This is a genomic window from Mycobacterium sp. (assembly GCF_049673265.1).
In the GTDB taxonomy this organism is placed as follows: domain Bacteria; phylum Actinomycetota; class Actinomycetes; order Mycobacteriales; family Mycobacteriaceae; genus Mycobacterium.
Genome location: NZ_JBATXN010000442.1, coordinates 1 through 17,438 on the forward strand (window position 1 = coordinate 1; position 17,438 = coordinate 17,438).

General features: G+C 64.4%; 18 protein-coding genes and 1 pseudogene. 10 read left to right on the forward strand and 9 right to left on the reverse strand.

All coding sequences use genetic code 11. The features are described from left to right. The 4 genes and pseudogenes from WBF82_RS15415 to WBF82_RS15430 all read left to right on the forward strand — a co-directional run. A pseudogene (locus tag WBF82_RS15415) lies at positions 1-186 on the forward strand (hypothetical protein); the annotation flags it as partial. 76 nt (positions 187-262) lie between these two features. Further along, positions 263-1,261, forward strand: coding sequence for a thioredoxin-disulfide reductase (gene trxB / locus WBF82_RS15420; protein ID WP_424383860.1), 999 nt, complete (start codon positions 263-265; stop codon positions 1,259-1,261). A gap of 13 nt (positions 1,262-1,274) precedes the next feature. Next, entirely contained in the window at positions 1,275-1,619 is a 345-nt protein-coding gene (gene trxA, locus WBF82_RS15425) for a thioredoxin (protein WP_424383861.1), read from the forward strand. A gap of 123 nt (positions 1,620-1,742) precedes the next feature. Then, a complete protein-coding gene (locus WBF82_RS15430) occupies positions 1,743-2,963 on the forward strand; it encodes an N-acetylmuramoyl-L-alanine amidase (protein ID WP_424383862.1) in 1,221 nt (406 codons plus the stop codon). Here the strand turns inward: WBF82_RS15430 and WBF82_RS15435 are convergent. The 9 genes from WBF82_RS15435 to rpmH all read right to left on the reverse strand — a co-directional run bounded on the left by WBF82_RS15435 (position 2,950) and on the right by rpmH (position 9,427). Beyond that, on the reverse strand, positions 2,950-3,705 hold the full coding sequence (locus WBF82_RS15435; protein ID WP_424383863.1) for an acetyltransferase: 756 nt from the start codon (positions 3,703-3,705) through the stop codon (positions 2,950-2,952). The two genes, WBF82_RS15430 and WBF82_RS15435, sit on opposite strands and share 14 nt — an antisense overlap. 354 nt (positions 3,706-4,059) lie before the next feature. Continuing rightward, the gene (locus WBF82_RS15440; protein WP_424383864.1) at positions 4,060-5,037 is read right to left on the reverse strand and encodes a ParB/RepB/Spo0J family partition protein; all 978 of its coding nucleotides are present in this window, start codon (positions 5,035-5,037) and stop codon (positions 4,060-4,062) included. Next, positions 5,034-6,005, reverse strand: coding sequence for a ParA family protein (locus tag WBF82_RS15445; protein WP_424383865.1), 972 nt, complete (start codon positions 6,003-6,005; stop codon positions 5,034-5,036). The genes WBF82_RS15440 and WBF82_RS15445 overlap by 4 nt, the downstream gene beginning before the upstream one ends. After that, entirely contained in the window at positions 6,002-6,718 is a 717-nt protein-coding gene (gene rsmG, locus WBF82_RS15450) for a 16S rRNA (guanine(527)-N(7))-methyltransferase RsmG (protein WP_424383866.1), read from the reverse strand. Before rsmG ends, WBF82_RS15445 begins: the two co-directional genes overlap by 4 nt. Positions 6,719-6,787: 69 nt before the next feature. Continuing rightward, on the reverse strand, positions 6,788-7,375 hold the full coding sequence (locus WBF82_RS15455) for a protein jag (protein WP_424383867.1): 588 nt from the start codon (positions 7,373-7,375) through the stop codon (positions 6,788-6,790). A gap of 122 nt (positions 7,376-7,497) precedes the next feature. After that, the gene (gene yidC, locus WBF82_RS15460) at positions 7,498-8,583 is read right to left on the reverse strand and encodes a membrane protein insertase YidC (RefSeq protein WP_424383868.1); all 1,086 of its coding nucleotides are present in this window, start codon (positions 8,581-8,583) and stop codon (positions 7,498-7,500) included. Continuing rightward, entirely contained in the window at positions 8,567-8,812 is a 246-nt protein-coding gene (gene yidD, locus WBF82_RS15465) for a membrane protein insertion efficiency factor YidD (RefSeq protein WP_424383874.1), read from the reverse strand. Before yidD ends, yidC begins: the two co-directional genes overlap by 17 nt. 92 nt (positions 8,813-8,904) lie before the next feature. Continuing rightward, on the reverse strand, positions 8,905-9,261 hold the full coding sequence (gene rnpA / locus WBF82_RS15470) for a ribonuclease P protein component (RefSeq protein ID WP_424383869.1): 357 nt from the start codon (positions 9,259-9,261) through the stop codon (positions 8,905-8,907). A gap of 22 nt (positions 9,262-9,283) precedes the next feature. Further along, the gene (gene rpmH, locus WBF82_RS15475; protein ID WP_081968348.1) at positions 9,284-9,427 is read right to left on the reverse strand and encodes a 50S ribosomal protein L34; all 144 of its coding nucleotides are present in this window, start codon (positions 9,425-9,427) and stop codon (positions 9,284-9,286) included. A gap of 584 nt (positions 9,428-10,011) precedes the next feature. Between rpmH and dnaA the strand changes: the two genes are divergently transcribed. From dnaA to WBF82_RS15505, 6 genes are all read left to right on the forward strand, one after another. Then, positions 10,012-11,514, forward strand: a complete 1,503-nt coding sequence (gene dnaA / locus WBF82_RS15480; RefSeq protein WP_424383875.1) for a chromosomal replication initiator protein DnaA — start codon at positions 10,012-10,014, stop codon at positions 11,512-11,514. Between the two features lie 538 nt (positions 11,515-12,052). Next, positions 12,053-13,252: a DNA polymerase III subunit beta gene (dnaN, locus tag WBF82_RS15485; protein ID WP_424383870.1), complete on the forward strand. Its 1,200-nt coding sequence runs from the start codon at positions 12,053-12,055 to the stop codon at positions 13,250-13,252. Between the two features lie 7 nt (positions 13,253-13,259). Further along, positions 13,260-14,408: a DNA replication/repair protein RecF gene (gene recF / locus WBF82_RS15490; protein ID WP_424383871.1), complete on the forward strand. Its 1,149-nt coding sequence runs from the start codon at positions 13,260-13,262 to the stop codon at positions 14,406-14,408. After that, the gene (locus WBF82_RS15495) at positions 14,401-14,961 is read left to right on the forward strand and encodes a DUF721 family protein (RefSeq protein WP_424383872.1); all 561 of its coding nucleotides are present in this window, start codon (positions 14,401-14,403) and stop codon (positions 14,959-14,961) included. Before recF ends, WBF82_RS15495 begins: the two co-directional genes overlap by 8 nt. Before the next feature lie 220 nt (positions 14,962-15,181). After that, complete coding sequence (gene gyrB / locus WBF82_RS15500) at positions 15,182-17,221, forward strand: DNA topoisomerase (ATP-hydrolyzing) subunit B (protein WP_424383873.1); 2,040 nt, start codon at positions 15,182-15,184, stop codon at positions 17,219-17,221. A 46-nt stretch (positions 17,222-17,267) separates the two neighbouring features. Further along, the coding region (locus tag WBF82_RS15505; protein WP_424383876.1) for a hypothetical protein at positions 17,268-17,438 on the forward strand (171 nt) is incomplete at its 3' end.

Sequence of the window (17,438 nt, forward strand, 5' to 3'; positions counted from 1 at the left end):
GGCTTGGGCTACCCGGCCGATACCCGAGTTCTGGGTGCCCGGCCGGTTGAGATTTCCGGCCACACGGCCGTCGTGCTGCTACTCCCCGGCGGCGCACCCGGCACGGTAGCGGCTCTGGCGGTACCGCCGACCTGTAGTTCCGCCAACACCGGCCTGTTGGCTGACAGGATCGTCAACCGTCCGTAGTGTTCGGCGGGAACAACCACCGCCTACCCTGGCGTTCGATTGCTTTGAAGCGGCTTGGAGTACCCGAAAGGCTGGTATGAGCTCCTCAAGCACCCCTGTTCACAACGTGATCATCATCGGCTCCGGACCGGCCGGTTACACCGCGGCGCTGTATGCGGCGCGCGCCCAGCTGGCGCCGGTGGTGTTCGAGGGCACCTCGTTCGGCGGTGCGTTGATGACCACGACCGAGGTGGAGAACTATCCCGGATTTCGCGACGGGATCACTGGCCCGGAATTGATGGACCAGATGCGCGAGCAGGCGCTGCGGTTCGGAGCTGACCTGCGCATGGAAGACGTCGAATCGGTGTCGCTGGACGGCCCGGTCAAGTCGGTCACGACCGCGGACGGCGAGACGTTGCAGGCGCGGGCCGTCATCCTGGCGATGGGCGCCGCGGCCCGCTATCTGCACGTTCCGGGTGAGCAGGAGATGCTGGGCCGCGGGGTCAGTTCCTGCGCCACCTGCGACGGCTTCTTCTTCCGCGATCAGGACATCGCGGTGATCGGCGGCGGCGATTCGGCGATGGAGGAAGCCACCTTCCTGACCAAGTTCGCCCGCAGTGTGACGCTCGTCCATCGCCGCGACGAGTTCCGCGCGTCGAAGATCATGCTCGAGCGCGCCCGCAGCAACGACAAAATCCGGTTCGTCACCAACAGTGTCGTGGTCGCCGTCGAGGGCGACACCACCGTGACCGGGCTGCGTCTACGCGACACCGCCACCGGCAAGGAATCCACGCTGGCCGTGACGGGGGTCTTCGTCGCGATCGGCCACGATCCGCGGTCCGAATTGGTCCGCGGCGCCGTGGACCTGGACCCGGCGGGGTACGTGCTGGTGCAGAGCAATACCACCTACACCTCGCTCGACGGGGTGTTTGCGGCCGGCGACTTGGTCGACCACACCTACCGACAGGCGGTCACCGCCGCCGGCACGGGCTGTAGCGCGGCGATTGACGCCGAGCGCTGGTTGTCCGAACATGCACAGCCCGGCGAGCGTACCCAGACCAGCGCCACCGAAACCCCAGCAGCAGCGACACTTTGATTGGAGCACCCCGATGACGAACACCGGAGCACCCGTAGACGTCTCTGACGCATCTTTCGAGAGCGACGTGTTGGCCAGCAATACGCCTGTGCTGGTTGACTTTTGGGCTACCTGGTGCGGACCGTGCAAGATGGTGGCGCCGGTGCTTGCGGAGATCGCGGCCGAGACCGCCGGGCAGTTGACCGTTGCCAAACTTGACGTCGACGCAAACCCCGAGACGGCTCGCAATTTTCAGGTGGTTTCGATTCCCACGTTGATCTTGTTCAAGGACGGCGAGCCGGTCAAGCGGATCGTCGGGGCCAAAGGTAAAGCGGCGTTGTTGCGCGAGCTTTCCGACGCCGTTCCCAACGTCGGATAGTTCGCTACAGATCGCCGCGATTAGCCTGGCGTTTTCCCGAAATCGCCGAGCGTCTGCGACAATACCGCCAAGCCTGTCCAACGAACGGCAGGGCTGTTCACATCAGCTCACCGGAGGCCTTGAATGTCGCATCCGCACCGCGGCGCCGGCGAGGCGCTGCGCTGTGGTGACCGCAGCGCAGCGGTCACCGAGATTCGGGCTTCGCTGACCGCGCTGGGGCATCTCGACGGCCCGGACGCAGACCTCACCACCGGAAAGCATGTGGCGCTCGATGTGTTTGACGAAGAGCTCGACCACGCAGTGCGGGCGTTTCAGCAGCATCGGGGACTGCTGGTGGACGGGATTGTTGGCGAAGCCACCTATCGGGCGCTGAAAGAAGCGTCCTACCGGCTCGGTGCCCGCACGCTCAACCATCAATTCGGTGCACCGATGTACGGTGACGACGTCGCCACGCTGCAAGCCAGATTGCAGGATCTCGGCTTTTACACCGGGCTGGTCGACGGATACTTCGGCTTGCAGACGCACAACGGGTTGATGTCATACCAGCGGGAATACGGCCTCTACGCCGACGGTATCTGCGGCCCGGAAACGTTGCGCTCCTTGTACTTTCTCTCCTCAAGGGTGACCGGCGGCTCGTTGCACGCCATCCGTGAAGAGGAGCTGGTCCGTCGATCCGGGCCAAAGCTGTCCGGCAAGCGGATCATCATCGATCCCGGTCGCGGCGGCACTGACAACGGGTTGATCGCACACAGTGCAGCCGGTCCTATCAGCGAAGCAGATGTGTTGTGGGACTTGGCAAGTCGCCTTGAAGGACGAATGACCGCCATCGGCATGGAGACGTTTCTGTCGAGGCCGACCAACCGCAGCCCATCCGACGCCGAGCGGGCCGCCACCGCTAACGCCGTCGGTGCCGATCTGATGATCAGCCTGCGTTGCGCAACCCAGGCCAGCCCGTCGGCTAACGGCGTCGCGTCTTTCCACTTCGGCAATTCGCATGGCTCGGTCTCGACCATTGGCCGTAATCTGGCTGACTTTATTCAACGAGAAGTGGTCGCGCGCACCGGTTTACGCGACTGCCGCACCCACGGCCGTACCTGGGACCTGCTGCGGCTGACCCGAATGCCGACTGTTCAGGTCGACATCGGCTACATCACCAATCCGCGGGATCGGGCGCTGCTGATCACCACCCAAACCCGCGACGCGGTCGCCGAGGGAATCCTGGCGGCGGTCAAGCGGCTTTATCTGCTCGGGAAAAACGACCGGCCCACCGGCACATTCACGTTCGCCGAACTGCTTGCACACGAGTTGTCGGTGGAACAGGCCAGCCGGCTTAGCGGCTCGTAGCAGACGAACCTGCCGCAGATCCCGCTGCAGATCCGGCTCCTACGGGCTGCTGCAGCGACGACGTTTCGAGCAGCCGCTCCAACGCAGCTTCGACCTCCGCCTTCCAGCCAAGGCCCTTGTCCAGCTCGAGCCGCAAGCGCGGAAAATAGCGATGCGGCGCCACTACGACGAACCCCACATCACGTAGGAAGTCGGCGGCGATCACGCAGTGCTCGACCGAACAGTCCCCTAGCGCCTCCAACACCGGTCGCAGAGCGGGGTCGACGCTCTGCGGGTCGAGCAACTCCACGACGTTCTCGGTGCGCCCGAACGCCTCCAATGCCCGGACGCCCCGTCGGACCAACTCGTCGACCACCCGTTCCACCAGGCTGTAGGGCAGCTCGTCGGCGGCTGGTCCGGGCTCCACCCGCATCGAGGTGAGCAGGACAGCGTCGGCCGACACCGGTGCCGTCGGAAACCGGTGCGCCCGCGGCACCGCCCGTGGCGGTGCATAGAGCGCGTAGCCCAGGCAAGGTGGCTCGCCGCCGGCGCACTCGGCCGGAGCCGCCGTCGCCACCTGACCGCACGATCCCCACTCGAGCATGACCATCGACAGCCACGCCTCTTTCTCGAATTCGGGGTCGGCGAGCTGGTCGTCGTTGCCGAGGGTTGCGGGGTCGACTTCCCAGAATGTGCACCGGCGCGCATGTTTAGGAAGCTGGTCGAACGCTTCTAGTCGCAGCGGTGTGATTCGAGCAGACACTAGACTCCTGGGCCTCTGTGGAGGGCTGTCATTACTGACCCTGCTTCTCCTCATGCCATTGTGGCCCCCATCGTCGCAGGGTGCCGCCAATGTCCAGCTTCCCCGCGGGTGCCGCCACTCCGAAGCTGAGCGTACCCCTCGCGTGTGGTCGACGGCGAGACTCGCGCGAGCCCGATCGCGGGCCCAACCAGCCGCGCGCCGGGCGGCCGAATGCCCACCAGCTGGCCGGCCGTCGTCGAAGCAGTCACGAGAACGAAATTGCCTGGTGCACAGTCTGATTCACTTGATAACGTCATCTTGCCGCGGGAATCTTGGCCGGATTGTCACAGTGACGTAATCAGCTCGTGTCTCAGGTCAGGCCTCTCGCGAGTTCATCAGGCCCACGATCCGCTGCAAATCATCCACCGAACCGAACTCGACCACGATCTTGCCCTTGCGTTTTCCCAGGCTGACTGTGACGCGGGTGTCGAAGGCGCCCGACAGCTGCTCGGCAACGTCCTGCAGGCCAGGCATCTGGATCGGCTTGCGCCGCGGCGGCGCCGGCTGGCTGGTGTCGCTGCGGTTGGCGAGAGTGACCGCCTCTTCGGTTGCCCGCACCGACAGCCCTTCGGCGACGATCCGCGCCGCGAGGCTTTCTTGCGCATCGGGGCCACCCTCAAGGGAGAGCAGCGCCCGGGCGTGGCCGGCCGACAGCACCCCGGCGGCGACCCGTCGTTGCACGGGAATCGGCAGTCGGAGCAACCGGATCATGTTGGTGATCAGCGGCCGGGACCGACCGATCCGCGCAGCCAGTTCATCGTGGGTGACGCCGAATTCGTCGAGCAATTGCTGATAGGCCGCCGCCTCCTCCAGAGGGTTCAGCTGCACCCGGTGAATGTTCTCCAGCAGCGCGTCGCGCAGCAGGTTGTCCTCGCCGGTCTCGCGCACGATCGTCGGGATCGCGGTCATGCCCGCCGCTTGGGCCGCGCGCCACCGCCGCTCCCCCATCACCAACTGATACCGCTGCCCGCCCGGCATGGCGCGCACCACGATCGGCTGCATGAGGCCGAACTCACGGATCGAGTGCACGAGTTCGGCGAGTGCTTCCTCGTCGAAAGCCTGTCGCGGTTGGCGTGGATTCGGCTCGATGAGGCCGGGGTCGATTTCGCGGTATACGGCGCCCATACCGGTCGCACCGCTTGCCGTCGGACCGCCCAGCACGATATCGGCTGCGGCGTCGCCCATCCGCGGCCCGAGGTCTGACGAACCGGGGGTGCCCTCGGCCGGGCCGGTGGGGATCAGCGAGGCCAGGCCCCGCCCGAGCCCGCCATTCTTACGTAGCGGCTGGGTCATGCTTGTTCGCCCTCCTCGGGTGCTGCTGCGTCGCGCTCCGCGAGCTCGCGGCTGGCGTCGAGATAGCTCATCGCACCGCGCGATCCGGGATCGTAATCGATGATCGTCATGCTGTAACCCGGCGCCTCGGAGACCTTCACGCTCCGCGGGATCACGGTGCGCAAGACCTTGGCCCCGAAGTAGCGGCGGACTTCGTCGGCCACCTGATCGGCGAGCTTGGTCCGGCCGTCGTACATGGTGAGGATGACGGTGCTGACGTTCAGGCCGGGGTTCAGATGGGCTCTGACCATCTCGATGTTATTCATCAACTGCGACACCCCTTCCAGCGCGTAGTACTCGCACTGGATCGGGATCAACACCTCGGGGGCCGCCACTAAAGCGTTGATGGTCAGCAGCCCCAGCGACGGTGGGCAGTCGATGAAGACGTAGTCGAAGGGGGCTTCGGAATGAAGGTCGTCGAGGGCGGCCAGCGCGGTGCGCAATCGATTCTCCCGCGCCACCATGCTCACCAATTCGATCTCGGCACCGGCCAGGTCGATGGTCGCCGGGACACAGAACAGCCGGTCACTGTGCGGGCTGCGGCGCAGCGCGGTGTGCAGCGGCATCTCGCCGAGGAGCACTTCATACGACGAGGGCGTCCCGGAATGACGGTCGGCGATGCCCAGCGCGGTGCTCGCATTGCCCTGTGGGTCGAGATCGATCACGAGCGTTTTGAGCCCTTGGACGGCCAGCGCCGCGGCCAGATTCACCGCCGTGGTGGTCTTGCCGACGCCGCCTTTCTGGTTTGCGATAGTGAAGAGTCGTCGCCGCCGGGGCCGGCGTAGCGGTTGATACGCGGTGTGGAGCACCTGCATCGCGCGCTCGGCGGCAGCGCCGATCGGCGTATCGAATTCCGATGTTTCACGTGAAACATGCGCCGTGGACGTTTGGGTGGCTGCGTGTTCGATCGGCTCGTGCGGCGCACTCATAAGCTCTCCCTCTTCGACCGTCGGCGCGGCACACGCCGAACCTGAGTCGGCTTGCCGCGCCGTGCCACCACCACGGTTGTCGGCGGAGACAGATACTCCACGCCACATTCCACCACCCTGGCATCCGTGGCGCCCAACGCGGTCATCACACGCCGGTACTCGCGGACTTCGGCGGCTGCCCGCTCCCCCTTGATCGCCAGCATCCGGCCGTCCGGCTTCAACAGCGGCAAGCTCCACCGCGTCACTTTGTCCAGCGGCGCCACGGCGCGGGACGCAACCGCGTCGGCGCCAGCCACGCTCTGGCGGACTGCGGCGTCCTCCGCCCGGCCGCGGACCACTTCCACGTCCAGCCCCAAATCGGCGACGGCCATCCGTAAGAACTCGGTTCGGCGCTGCAGCGACTCAATCAGGATGACGTGCAAGGCGGGCTCGGCGATCGCCAGCGCCAACCCCGGTAAGCCGGCGCCGCTACCGATGTCGGCCACGCGTTCGCCGGGTTCCAACAACTCGGCGACGACGCCGCAATTCAGGAGGTGGCGCTCCCAGATCCGATCGATCTCGCGCGGACCCAGCAGACCCCACTCGACGCCGGTATCGGCGAGCAGCTCGGCATAGCGCTTGGCGAGGTCCAGGCGCGGCCCGAAGATCGCGTCCGCTACTTCGGGCGGAGGCGGCACCAGCGGCGCCGCGCCCCGGGGAATGACATGTTTCACGTGAAACAATCCTCCCCTCGGGGGCCGGTAGGTCCGTTCGAACTACATCCGTGTAAGTCTGGCGCGGTTTCAGTCGGCCAGGACGACGACCCGGCGCGACGGTTCTACGCCTTCGCTCTCGCTACGGACTCCGTCGACCGCCGCTACCGCGTCGTGAACGATCTTGCGCTCGAAGGGCGTCATCGGAGCGAGTTCTTCGCGCTCGCCACTTTCCAGTACCTTCCTGGCCACCTTGTCGCCCAACGCCGCCAACTCTTCGCGACGCCGCCGCCGCCAGCTTGCTATGTCGAGCATCAGTCGGCTACGCACTCCGGTCTTCTGATGCACCGCCAACCGGGTCAGTTCCTGCAGAGCGTCGAGCACCTCGCCCTTGCGCCCCACCAACTTATTCAAATCGTCGCTACCGTCGATGCTTACCATCGCGCGGCTCCCCTCGACGTCCAAGTCGATGTCGCCGTCGAAGTCCAGTAGGTCCAGCAGCTCTTCCAAGTAGTCCCCGGCGATCTCTCCTTCGGCGACCAACTGCTCCTCGATGTCGCCGTCGGTGTCGGTATCGCTCGTCGCGGCGTCGTCCGAAGCCTCTGCCCGCGCCTCGTCCGGCGCCTCTTCAGCCGGCGCTTCGGCTGTGTCGAATCCCGTTGTGTCCGCTTCCGTCATGCCTTCTTGTTTCCTTCCCGTCGTCCGAGCCCTCGCCCGGCCAAGTCTGCGAACCGACGTCCGTTCCGACAGTGGGCCTATAGGCCGTGTCCGGCCCGAGTCGTCGCATCGGTTCGGCCCGTTCAGCGTTTGCGCTTTTTCGGCTTCGCCCCCGGCCGTGGCACACGAGCGGCCGTGCTGCTGTTGCCCACTGTCGCATCGGTCGAAGATTCCGTCGCCGGCCTGTCACCGTCGGATCCTTCGGCAGGAGCCGACGATCCGTTGCCGCCTCCTGGTGCATTCTTCGGCGACCGCTTCGGCTTGGCGCCCGGCGCCGGCGCGTTGGCGGCCCGGCGTTCCAGCGCTTCGCGCTTCTTCGCCTCTTCCTCTTTTTCGATCATCCCGAAGACGACGTGCTGCTGGCCGAAGGTCCAGATGTTGTTGGAGAACCAGTAGAAGATGATTGCCAATGGCAAGAACGGTCCGCCCACCACCACGCCGAGCGGAAACACGTACAGCGCCAGCTTGTTCATCATCGCGGTCTGCGGATTGGCCGCGGCCTCGGCACTCTGCCGCGCCACCGACGCTCGGCTGTTGAAGTAGGTGGCGATGCCGGCCAGGACCATCACCGGCACGCCGACGGCGACCACAGCGGGCCGGCTGAACTCGGCGAAGGCAGCGAGGCTGGCTCCGCGCTGCGTCATCGTAGCGCCCAGCGGTGCGCCAAATAGGTTGGCGTCCAAGAAATGTCCGACATCCGCAGCGGTGAAGACATAGTTCCCAAGCTCGCGGTTCTGGTCGGGGGATAGCCCAAGCTGTCCGATACCGGTGCTCGTCCGGTTGAAGCACCGCAGTACGTGGTAGAGCCCGAGGAACACCGGGAGCTGGGCCAGCATCGGCAAGCAGCCAAGGATGGGGTTGAATCCGTGTTCGCGCTGCAGCTTCTGCATTTCCAGCGCCATCCGTTGACGGTCCTTGCCGTACTTCTTTTGCAGCGCCTTGATCTGAGGTTGCAACTCCTGCATCTGGCGGGTGGTGCGGATCTGGCGGACGAAGGGGTGGTACAAAAGCGCCCGCAGCGTGAACACCAGGAACATCACCGACAGCGTCCAGGCGAAAAAGCTCGTGGGTCCCAGCAGGAAGGCGAACGCCTTGTACCAGACCCACATAATCGCCGAGACCGGATAATAGAAGTAGTCCAGGCTGAACGGATCAAACGACATAATCACTCTTCTCTAGCGTCGCTGGGTTATCCCAGGCCTGCCCCATATCGGCCGGTTTGCCCTGGCGCTCGGGTATCGGATCCCATCCTCCCCGATGCCAGGGGCCGCACTTGGCCAGCCGGATGGCTGCCAACCCAGTCCCCCGCACCAACCCATACTCGGTCAGTGCGTCCACGGCGTACTGGCTACAGGTTGGGGTGAACCGGCACGTCGGCAGCCGCAGTGGCGACACCATGTGGCGGTACAGCTGGATCAGGAAAATTAACCCGCGCACGACCCCCACTTCGGCCCCGCGTAGCAGCTGCCGCACCCGTGACGTTATGTCGTTCACCGGCGAGCTCCCGTCGCGTCGATGCGGCGTAAGCCCGCGCGTAGTTCATCTTCCAACCGGGCGGAATCGAGGTTACGGCTGCTCGGTAGCGCGCGGATCACGACGTGCTCAGACCGCTGTAGCCCTTCGACTACCCGACGAGCGACATGGCGTAACCGCCGGGCCAATTGGTGCCGTTGCACCGCCGAGCCCACCGAGCGCGACACGATCAGGCCGACCTTCGGCGGCTCGGCTGCTGCCGTGTCTCCGGGTCGGGCATAGACCACGAGGTGTGGTTGCACGGCACGGGTCCCGTGCTTCACCGTGGCATCGAAATCGGTCGACCGCGTCATACGGTTCCGCGCGGAAAGCACCGCTGTTACACCGGAGTTCGAATCAGGCAGTCAACGAGCGGCGGCCCTTGCGGCGCCGGCTTGATACGATCGCACGCCCCGCACGGGTGCGCATGCGCAGCCGGAAGCCGTGTACGCGAGCTCGCCGCCGGTTGTTCGGCTGGAACGTCCGCTTGCCCTTTGCCACGACTCTCTCCTCGTTGCATCTGGCATCATGATCCGGCCCGGTGGCTATACCGGTGGAACACGATTACCCTCACGAAGCCTCGGCAGGCTCTGTGTCTCGCTGGTAACCGGCGCGGCCCCCGCGCATATCGCGCGGATCGCAGCCGTATCGCCGACTTTCGGGCGACTAGACGAGGGTACTGACGTGCGTTCGCCGGGTCAAACTTGGCCTTCTCGACGCCCAACCCGACGGCAAAAATTTAACTAACGTCACACCCGCCACCGCACTCCGCGAGCAATTCTATGAAAGGTCCTGCCAATGTTGCAGAACGGTTGGCGTGGACGGCGAAAACTGTTAGCTTCGGACCGGTGTAGTTCCAAGCCGTACCGATCAGGAACGGCGCCCGACAACGAAGCGAGGATGGCGGATCGGCTCCTTGGCCACATGACCCACGCTGGCTATCTTGAGCACCGATCTCGCGTGCCGTCGGCGGCTATTTGCGGCGCGATGGCGGCTGTCCTGTCCACACTTGTGGATAACCATGTGGACAGTTCATGGTCGCAACTTGTGCCTATACGTCGACGTCTAATCAGGGGGACCCGTCGTTGACCGAGGACCCCGGATCAAGTTTCTCGACGGTCTGGAGTGCGGTCGTCTCCGAACTCAACGGCGAGATTTCCCCCGACGCGGCCGAGCCCAACGGTGAGCCGTACGTCACTGCCCTGACACCGCAGCAACGCGCTTGGCTCAACCTCGTGCAACCGCTGCAGATCGTCGAGGGGTTTGCTCTGCTCTCGGTACCGAGCAGCTTCGTGCAGAACGAGATCGAGCGTCATCTGCGCACGCAGATCACCGAGGCGCTCAGCCGCCGCCTCGGCCAACAAATCGAACTCGGCGTTCGCATCGCCGCGCTCGCCGGCGAAGAATCCGATGAGGCTGCCAACCTCCTTCCCGACGAGTGGACCGCCGACACCGACGAAGTCGACGAAGACCGCGAAGCCCTTGCTAGTGCCCACCAAAACTGGCCCACCTACTTCACCGAACGACCGCACAGCACCGACCCCGACGCGGCCGGCGGTACCAGCCTGAACCGGCGCTACACCTTTGACACCTTCGTGATCGGCGCCTCCAACCGATTCGCTCACGCTGCCGCGCTTGCAATCGCAGAAGCGCCCGCCCGGGCCTACAACCCGCTGTTCATCTGGGGCGAGTCCGGCCTTGGTAAGACGCACCTCCTGCATGCCGCCGGTAACTACGCCCAACGCCTATTTCCGGGTATGCGGGTCAAATATGTCTCTACCGAAGAATTCACCAATGACTTCATCAACTCGCTACGCGACGACCGCAAAGTCGCCTTCAAACGCAGTTACCGCGATGTCGACGTGCTGCTCGTCGATGACATTCAGTTCATCGAAGGTAAAGAAGGCATCCAAGAAGAGTTCTTCCACACTTTCAATACGCTGCACAACGCCAACAAGCAGATCGTCATCTCCTCCGACCGGCCACCCAAGCAGCTCGCCACCTTGGAAGACCGGCTGCGGACCCGGTTCGAGTGGGGACTGATCACCGATGTGCAGCCACCGGAGCTGGAAACCCGCATCGCGATTCTGCGTAAGAAAGCACAGATGGAACGGCTGGCGGTCCCCGATGATGTGCTCGAACTGATCGCCAGCAGCATCGAACGCAACATTCGCGAGCTCGAGGGTGCACTCATCCGGGTGACCGCGTTCGCGTCGCTGAACAAGACACCGATCGATAAGGCGCTGGCAGAGATCGTGCTTCGTGATCTCATTGCCGACGCCAGCACCATGCAGATCAGCGCGGCGACCATCATGGCCGCCACTGCCGAATACTTCGACACCACTGTCGAGGAACTGCGCGGCCCCGGTAAGACCCGGGCACTAGCCCAGTCCCGGCAGATCGCGATGTACCTGTGCCGCGAACTTACCGACCTATCACTGCCGAAGATCGGGCAAGCATTCGGCCGCGATCACACCACGGTCATGTACGCCCAGCGCAAAATCCTCTCCGAGATGGCCGAACGACGCGAAGTCTTCGATCACGTCAAGGAACTCACCACCCGGATTCGGCAGCGGTCCAAGCGTTAAGCGCCGACCGTAAGCCGTTCAATCCAAAAAACTTTGGGCACGGCTACCCCACCTGTCACAGCTCCGGCTGTGCATACGCCTGTGGGCAACCTGGTTACGTTCGGGCCCGGATATCCCAGCCGAGTGCACAGCCGCGGCCCATCCCCAACCACTACACACAAACCCCACAACCACGCCGTCGTCATCCACAACCCGGCCAGCCCGGCCCAGCAGCGCAGACGACAAGCTGTCCCCAACATGCACAGGCCTTAATACTGTTACTGAGATATCTCCGTAGTTTCTTCTTGGAAAAGACGGCTGGGGACGGGCTGTTCCACACCCTCGCGTCAGTGCGAGACGACCCCGAGTGTCATTGATTCCGATTAGCTTTCAAGATGGCGCTCGAAGCTCTACGGTTGTGGTTCGACTGCCGTTGCGGTCGTCGAAGCGGGTTACGGGCACAGGCGTAGATCAGCGGGGAAATCGAACTCCACCGGGGGTGGATCCGGTGGAGTTGGCAGTGTTGTTCGGGGGTGCTTGGGGTGACTGAAGGGACGCAATGGACGTGGCGACGACCACAGTCGGTGTGACCGACTTGAAGTTTCGCTTGGTGCGCGAAGACTTCGCTGATGCGGTGGCGTGGGTGGCTCGGACGCTGCCCAACAGGCCTACGGTGCCGGTGCTCGCCGGGGTGTTGTTGACTGGCTCGGACGACGGGCTGACGATTTCCGGATTCGACTACGAGGTTTCTGCCGAAGTACGGCTGGCGGCCGAAATCGCTTCTCCGGGAACAGTTTTGGTGTCGGGACGGTTGTTGTCCGATATCACGCGCGCATTGCCCGACAAGCCCGTAGACGTCCAGGTGGAAGGCACCAGGGTCTCCCTGACCTGCGGGAGCGCGAGGTTTTCGTTGCCGACGATGGCCGTTGAGGATTATCCGACACTGCCGGCATTGCCCGAGGAGACCGGCGCTTTGGCGGCAGAGCTGTTCGCCGAAGCGATCAGTCAGGTGGCCGTGGCGGCCGGCCGCGACGACACGTTGCCGATGCTGACCGGGATTCGGGTCGAGATTTCTGGTGAGTCTGTGGTGATGGCTGCTACCGATCGGTTCCGGCTGGCGGTGCGGGAGCTGACGTGGTCGGCGGCCGGGCCCGATGTGGAGGCGGCGGTGTTGGTGCCCGCGAAGACGTTGGCCGAGGCGGCCAAGACCGGCACCGACGGCGCCGAGGTGCACTTGTCATTGGGGTCGGGATCCGCCGTGGGCAAGGACGGATTGCTGGGTATCAGCGGCAACGGCAAACGCAGCACCACCCGGTTGTTGGATGCCGAGTTCCCCAAGTTTCGCCAGCTGTTGCCGACCGAACACACCGCGGTGGCCAGTATTGGGGTCGCTGAGTTGACCGAGGCGATCAAACGGGTCGCGCTGGTCGCCGATCGTGGTGCGCAGGTTCGGATGGAATTCTCCGGCGACCTGCTACGTCTGTCGGCCGGCGCCGACGATGTCGGCCGGGCCGAAGAGGACGTGGCGGTCGATTTCGCCGGAGAGCCACTCACAATCGCCTTCAACCCGACATATCTGACCGACGGACTCGGGTCGCTGCATTCTGAGCGCGTGTCATTTGGCTTCACCACCCCCAGTCGCCCGGCGGTGCTGCGGCCGGCCGGGGACGACGATCCACACACAGGCGACAAGGGGCCGTTCCCCGCGGCTTCGACCGACTACGTCTACCTGTTGATGCCGGTCCGTCTTCCTGGTTAGCGGTTAGGTGTACGTCCGCCACCTGGGCTTACGGGATTTCCGGTCGTGGGAACAGGCCGAGCTTGAGTTGACGCCGGGCCGGACGGTGTTTGTCGGGCCCAACGGTTACGGTAAGACGAATCTCGTTGAAGCACTGTGGTATTCGTCTACTCTGGGCTCCCATCGTGTCGCCACCGATGCGCCGTTGGTGCGGGTGGGCGCATCGCGGGCGGTGGTGTCGACGATCGTGGTGAATGACGGCCGCGAGTGTGCCGTCGATTTGGAGATCGCGGCGGGGCGGGCCAACAAAGCCCGGTTGAATCGGTCGCCGGTGCGTAGCCCCCGCGAGGTGGTGGGGGTGCTTCGGGCGGTGTTGTTCGCACCGGAAGATCTGGCGTTGGTCCGCGGAGATCCGGCGGATCGACGCCGCTACCTCGATGACCTGGCGGCAGTTCGCCGACCACGGGTGGCCGCGGTGCGTGCCGACTATGACAAAGTTCTGCGCCAGCGCACCGCATTGCTGAAGTCCGCGGCCGGTGCGCGGTTTCGGGGTGACGGCGGTGCCCTTGACACGCTTGATGTTTGGGACGGTCACTTGGCTACGCACGGCGCGGAATTGATGGCCGCCCGGATCGAGTTGGTGAACGAGCTGGCGCCCGAACTGCAGAAGAGCTATCAACTTTTGGCGCCGTCGTCGCGGCCGGCGGCGATCGGTTATCGCGCCAGCGTCGACGTCCAACCCGATCACCCGGACACCGAGGAATTGCGGGCGGCGCTGCTGGGTCAGATGGCGCAGCGCCGAGACGCCGAACTCGAGCGTGGTGTGTGCCTGGTCGGCCCGCACCGCGACGACCTTGAACTACGCCTGGGCGAGCAACCCGCGAAAGGCTTTGCCAGCCATGGAGAATCGTGGTCGATGGCATTGGCCCTGCGGTTGGCGTCCTATGAGCTGCTGCGCGCAGACGGCGGCGACCCGGTCTTATTGCTCGATGATGTATTCGCCGAACTCGACGCGGCCCGCCGAGAGGCACTGGCCGCGGCCGCGGCTTCTGCGGAGCAGGTCTTGGTGACGGCCGCAGTCCTCGATGACGTTCCTCGCGATTGGGACGCCAAGCGAGTGGACATCGCGCTGCATGACGGCGACAACGGACCGGTCTCGGCGGTGCGGGATGAGTGACGCCGACGAAGCAGCGGGGCCGCCGGAGCGGTTGAGCGGCTTACCCGGAATGGACCTGGTGAGACGAGCTTTGGAAGAGGCTCGCGGCGCGGCCCGCACCCAAGGCAAAGACGTCGGGCGCGGGCGACGGCTGCCACCGACCCGCCGGGTGGCCGGGACTGGAAGCCGGCGCCGCTGGTCTGGTCCGGCACCCGACGGCCGGGATCCGCAGCCGCTGGGCAATGCCACCCGCGATGTGGCGAAGAAGCGCGGCTGGTCATCGCGAGTGGCCGAGGGTGCGGTATTCGGGCAGTGGCCGACTGTCGTGGGGCAACACATCGCCGACCACGCCACCCCAACCGCACTGCGCGACGGGATCTTGAGCGTGTCCGCGGAGTCGACGGCATGGGCGACCCAGCTCCGGATCATCCAGGCGCAAGTGCTGGCCAAGATCGCCGCCGAAGTGGGTGATGGTGTGGTGACCGCGCTGAAAATCACCGGGCCTGTCGCGCCGTCGTGGCGCAAGGGGCCGTTGCACATCGCCGGAAGGGGTCCTCGTGACACCTATGGTTGACGGATCGAACGATCCGCTGAGGGCCGTCACAACGGTGCGAATTGGCTCGTCAAGCGTCCGGACGCGGCCTAGGGCGAGAAATTCCGCACACGGCGCAGATAGCTGTGTAGAAACACCCTCGCAGAGTCAGTGCCACCGCCTGTTATAGGTAGACTGGCGGAGAACCAGCGCACAGTCTCGGAGACTACCCGCGCACAACCCCAAGGAGAGCCTTCCCCCCGTGGCTGCCCAAAAGACCCAAAAAAAGAGTCCGAAACAGTACGGCGCCGACTCCATCACTGTCCTGGAAGGGCTAGAAGCGGTTCGCAAACGGCCCGGTATGTACATCGGCTCCACCGGCGAGCGCGGATTGCACCATCTGGTCTGGGAGGTCGTCGACAACGCGGTGGACGAGGCGATGGCCGGTTACGCCACCGAAGTCGACGTGAAGATCTTGGACAACGGCGGTGTTCAAGTCACCGACAATGGCCGCGGTATTCCGGTGGGCATGCACTCCACCGGCATCCCCACCGTCGACGTGGTGATGACCCAACTGCATGCCGGTGGAAAGTTCGGCGGGGATGACAGCGCCTACGCGGTGTCCGGCGGCCTGCACGGCGTGGGCGTGTCAGTGGTCAACGCATTGTCCTCTCGACTCGAGGTCGAGATCTCGACCGACGGCTACGAGTGGTTTCAGCATTACGACCGCTCCATCCCCGGCACGCTCAAACAAGGCGAGAAGACCAAGGCGACCGGTACAACGGTGCGTTTTTGGGCCGACCCCGACATCTTCGAAACGACCGATTACGACTTCGAGACTGTCGCGCGCCGGCTGCAGGAGATGGCATTCCTGAATAAAGGGCTCACCATAAAGCTGACCGACGAGCGGGTCAGCAACGAAGAAGTAGTCGACGAGGTCGTCAGCGACACCGCCGAGGCGCCGAAGTCGGCTGAAGCGAAGGCGGCGGAATCGTCTGCGCCGCATAAGGTCAAGCATCGTACGTTCCACTACCCCGGTGGGCTGGTCGACTTCGTCAAGCACATCAACCGCACCAAGAATCCGATCCACAGCAGCATCGTCGACTTCTCCGACAAGGGCCCCGGTCACGAGGTCGAGATCGCGATGCAGTGGAACGCCGGTTACTCGGAGTCGGTGCACACGTTCGCCAACACCATCAACACCCACGAGGGTGGTACCCACGAGGAAGGGTTCCGCGCCGCGTTGACGTCGGTGGTGAACAAGTACGCCAAAGACAAGAAGCTGCTGAAAGACAAGGACCCCAACCTCACCGGCGACGACATCCGGGAAGGCCTGGCCGCCGTCATTTCGGTCAAGGTCAGCGAGCCGCAGTTCGAGGGCCAGACCAAGACCAAGCTGGGTAACACCGAGGTCAAATCGTTCGTGCAGAAGGCCTGCAACGACAAGCTCTCGCACTGGTTCGAAGCCAACCCCAGTGACGCCAAGACCGTGGTGAACAAGGCCGTGTCCTCGGCGCAAGCGCGGATCGCGGCCCGGAAAGCCCGAGAGTTGGTGCGACGCAAGAGCGCAACTGATCTCGGTGGGCTGCCCGGCAAGTTGGCCGACTGCCGCTCCACCGACCCGCGCAAATCGGACCTGTATGTGGTGGAGGGCGATTCGGCCGGCGGTTCGGCCAAGAGCGGTCGCGACTCGATGTTCCAGGCGATTCTTCCGCTGCGCGGCAAGATCATCAACGTCGAGAAAGCCCGGATCGATCGGGTGCTGAAGAACACCGAAGTGCAGGCGATTATCACGGCGCTGGGCACCGGCATCCACGACGAGTTCGACATCACTAAGCTGCGCTATCACAAGATCGTCCTGATGGCCGACGCCGACGTGGACGGCCAACACATCTCGACACTGCTGCTGACCCTGTTGTTCCGGTTCATGCGCCCGCTGATCGAGAACGGCCACGTGTTCTTGGCCCAGCCACCGCTGTACAAACTGAAATGGCAGCGCAGCGAGGCGCAGTTCGCGTACTCCGACAAGGAACGCGACGGGCTGATCGCGGGCGGCAGGAAAGCCGGAAAGAAGATCAACGTCGACGACGGCATCCAGCGCTACAAGGGTCTCGGCGAGATGGACGCCAAGGAGCTATGGGAAACCACTATGGATCCCTCGGTTCGGATTCTGCGTCAAGTCACCTTGGACGACGCCGCGGCCGCCGACGAATTGTTCTCGATCCTGATGGGCGAAGATGTCGACGCGCGCCGCAGCTTCATCACCCGCAACGCTAAAGACGTTCGCTTCCTGGACGTCTGACAACCGCAAGCATCTCCGCCCCATTCGATTCTCAAACGAGGACTAGATGACAGACACCACGCTGCCGCCCGGCGGTGAGCCCGCCGACCGCGTCGAACCGGTTGACATTCAGCAGGAGATGCAGCGCAGCTACATCGATTACGCGATGAGCGTGATCGTCGGCCGGGCGTTGCCTGAAGTGCGCGACGGCCTCAAGCCGGTGCACCGACGGGTGCTC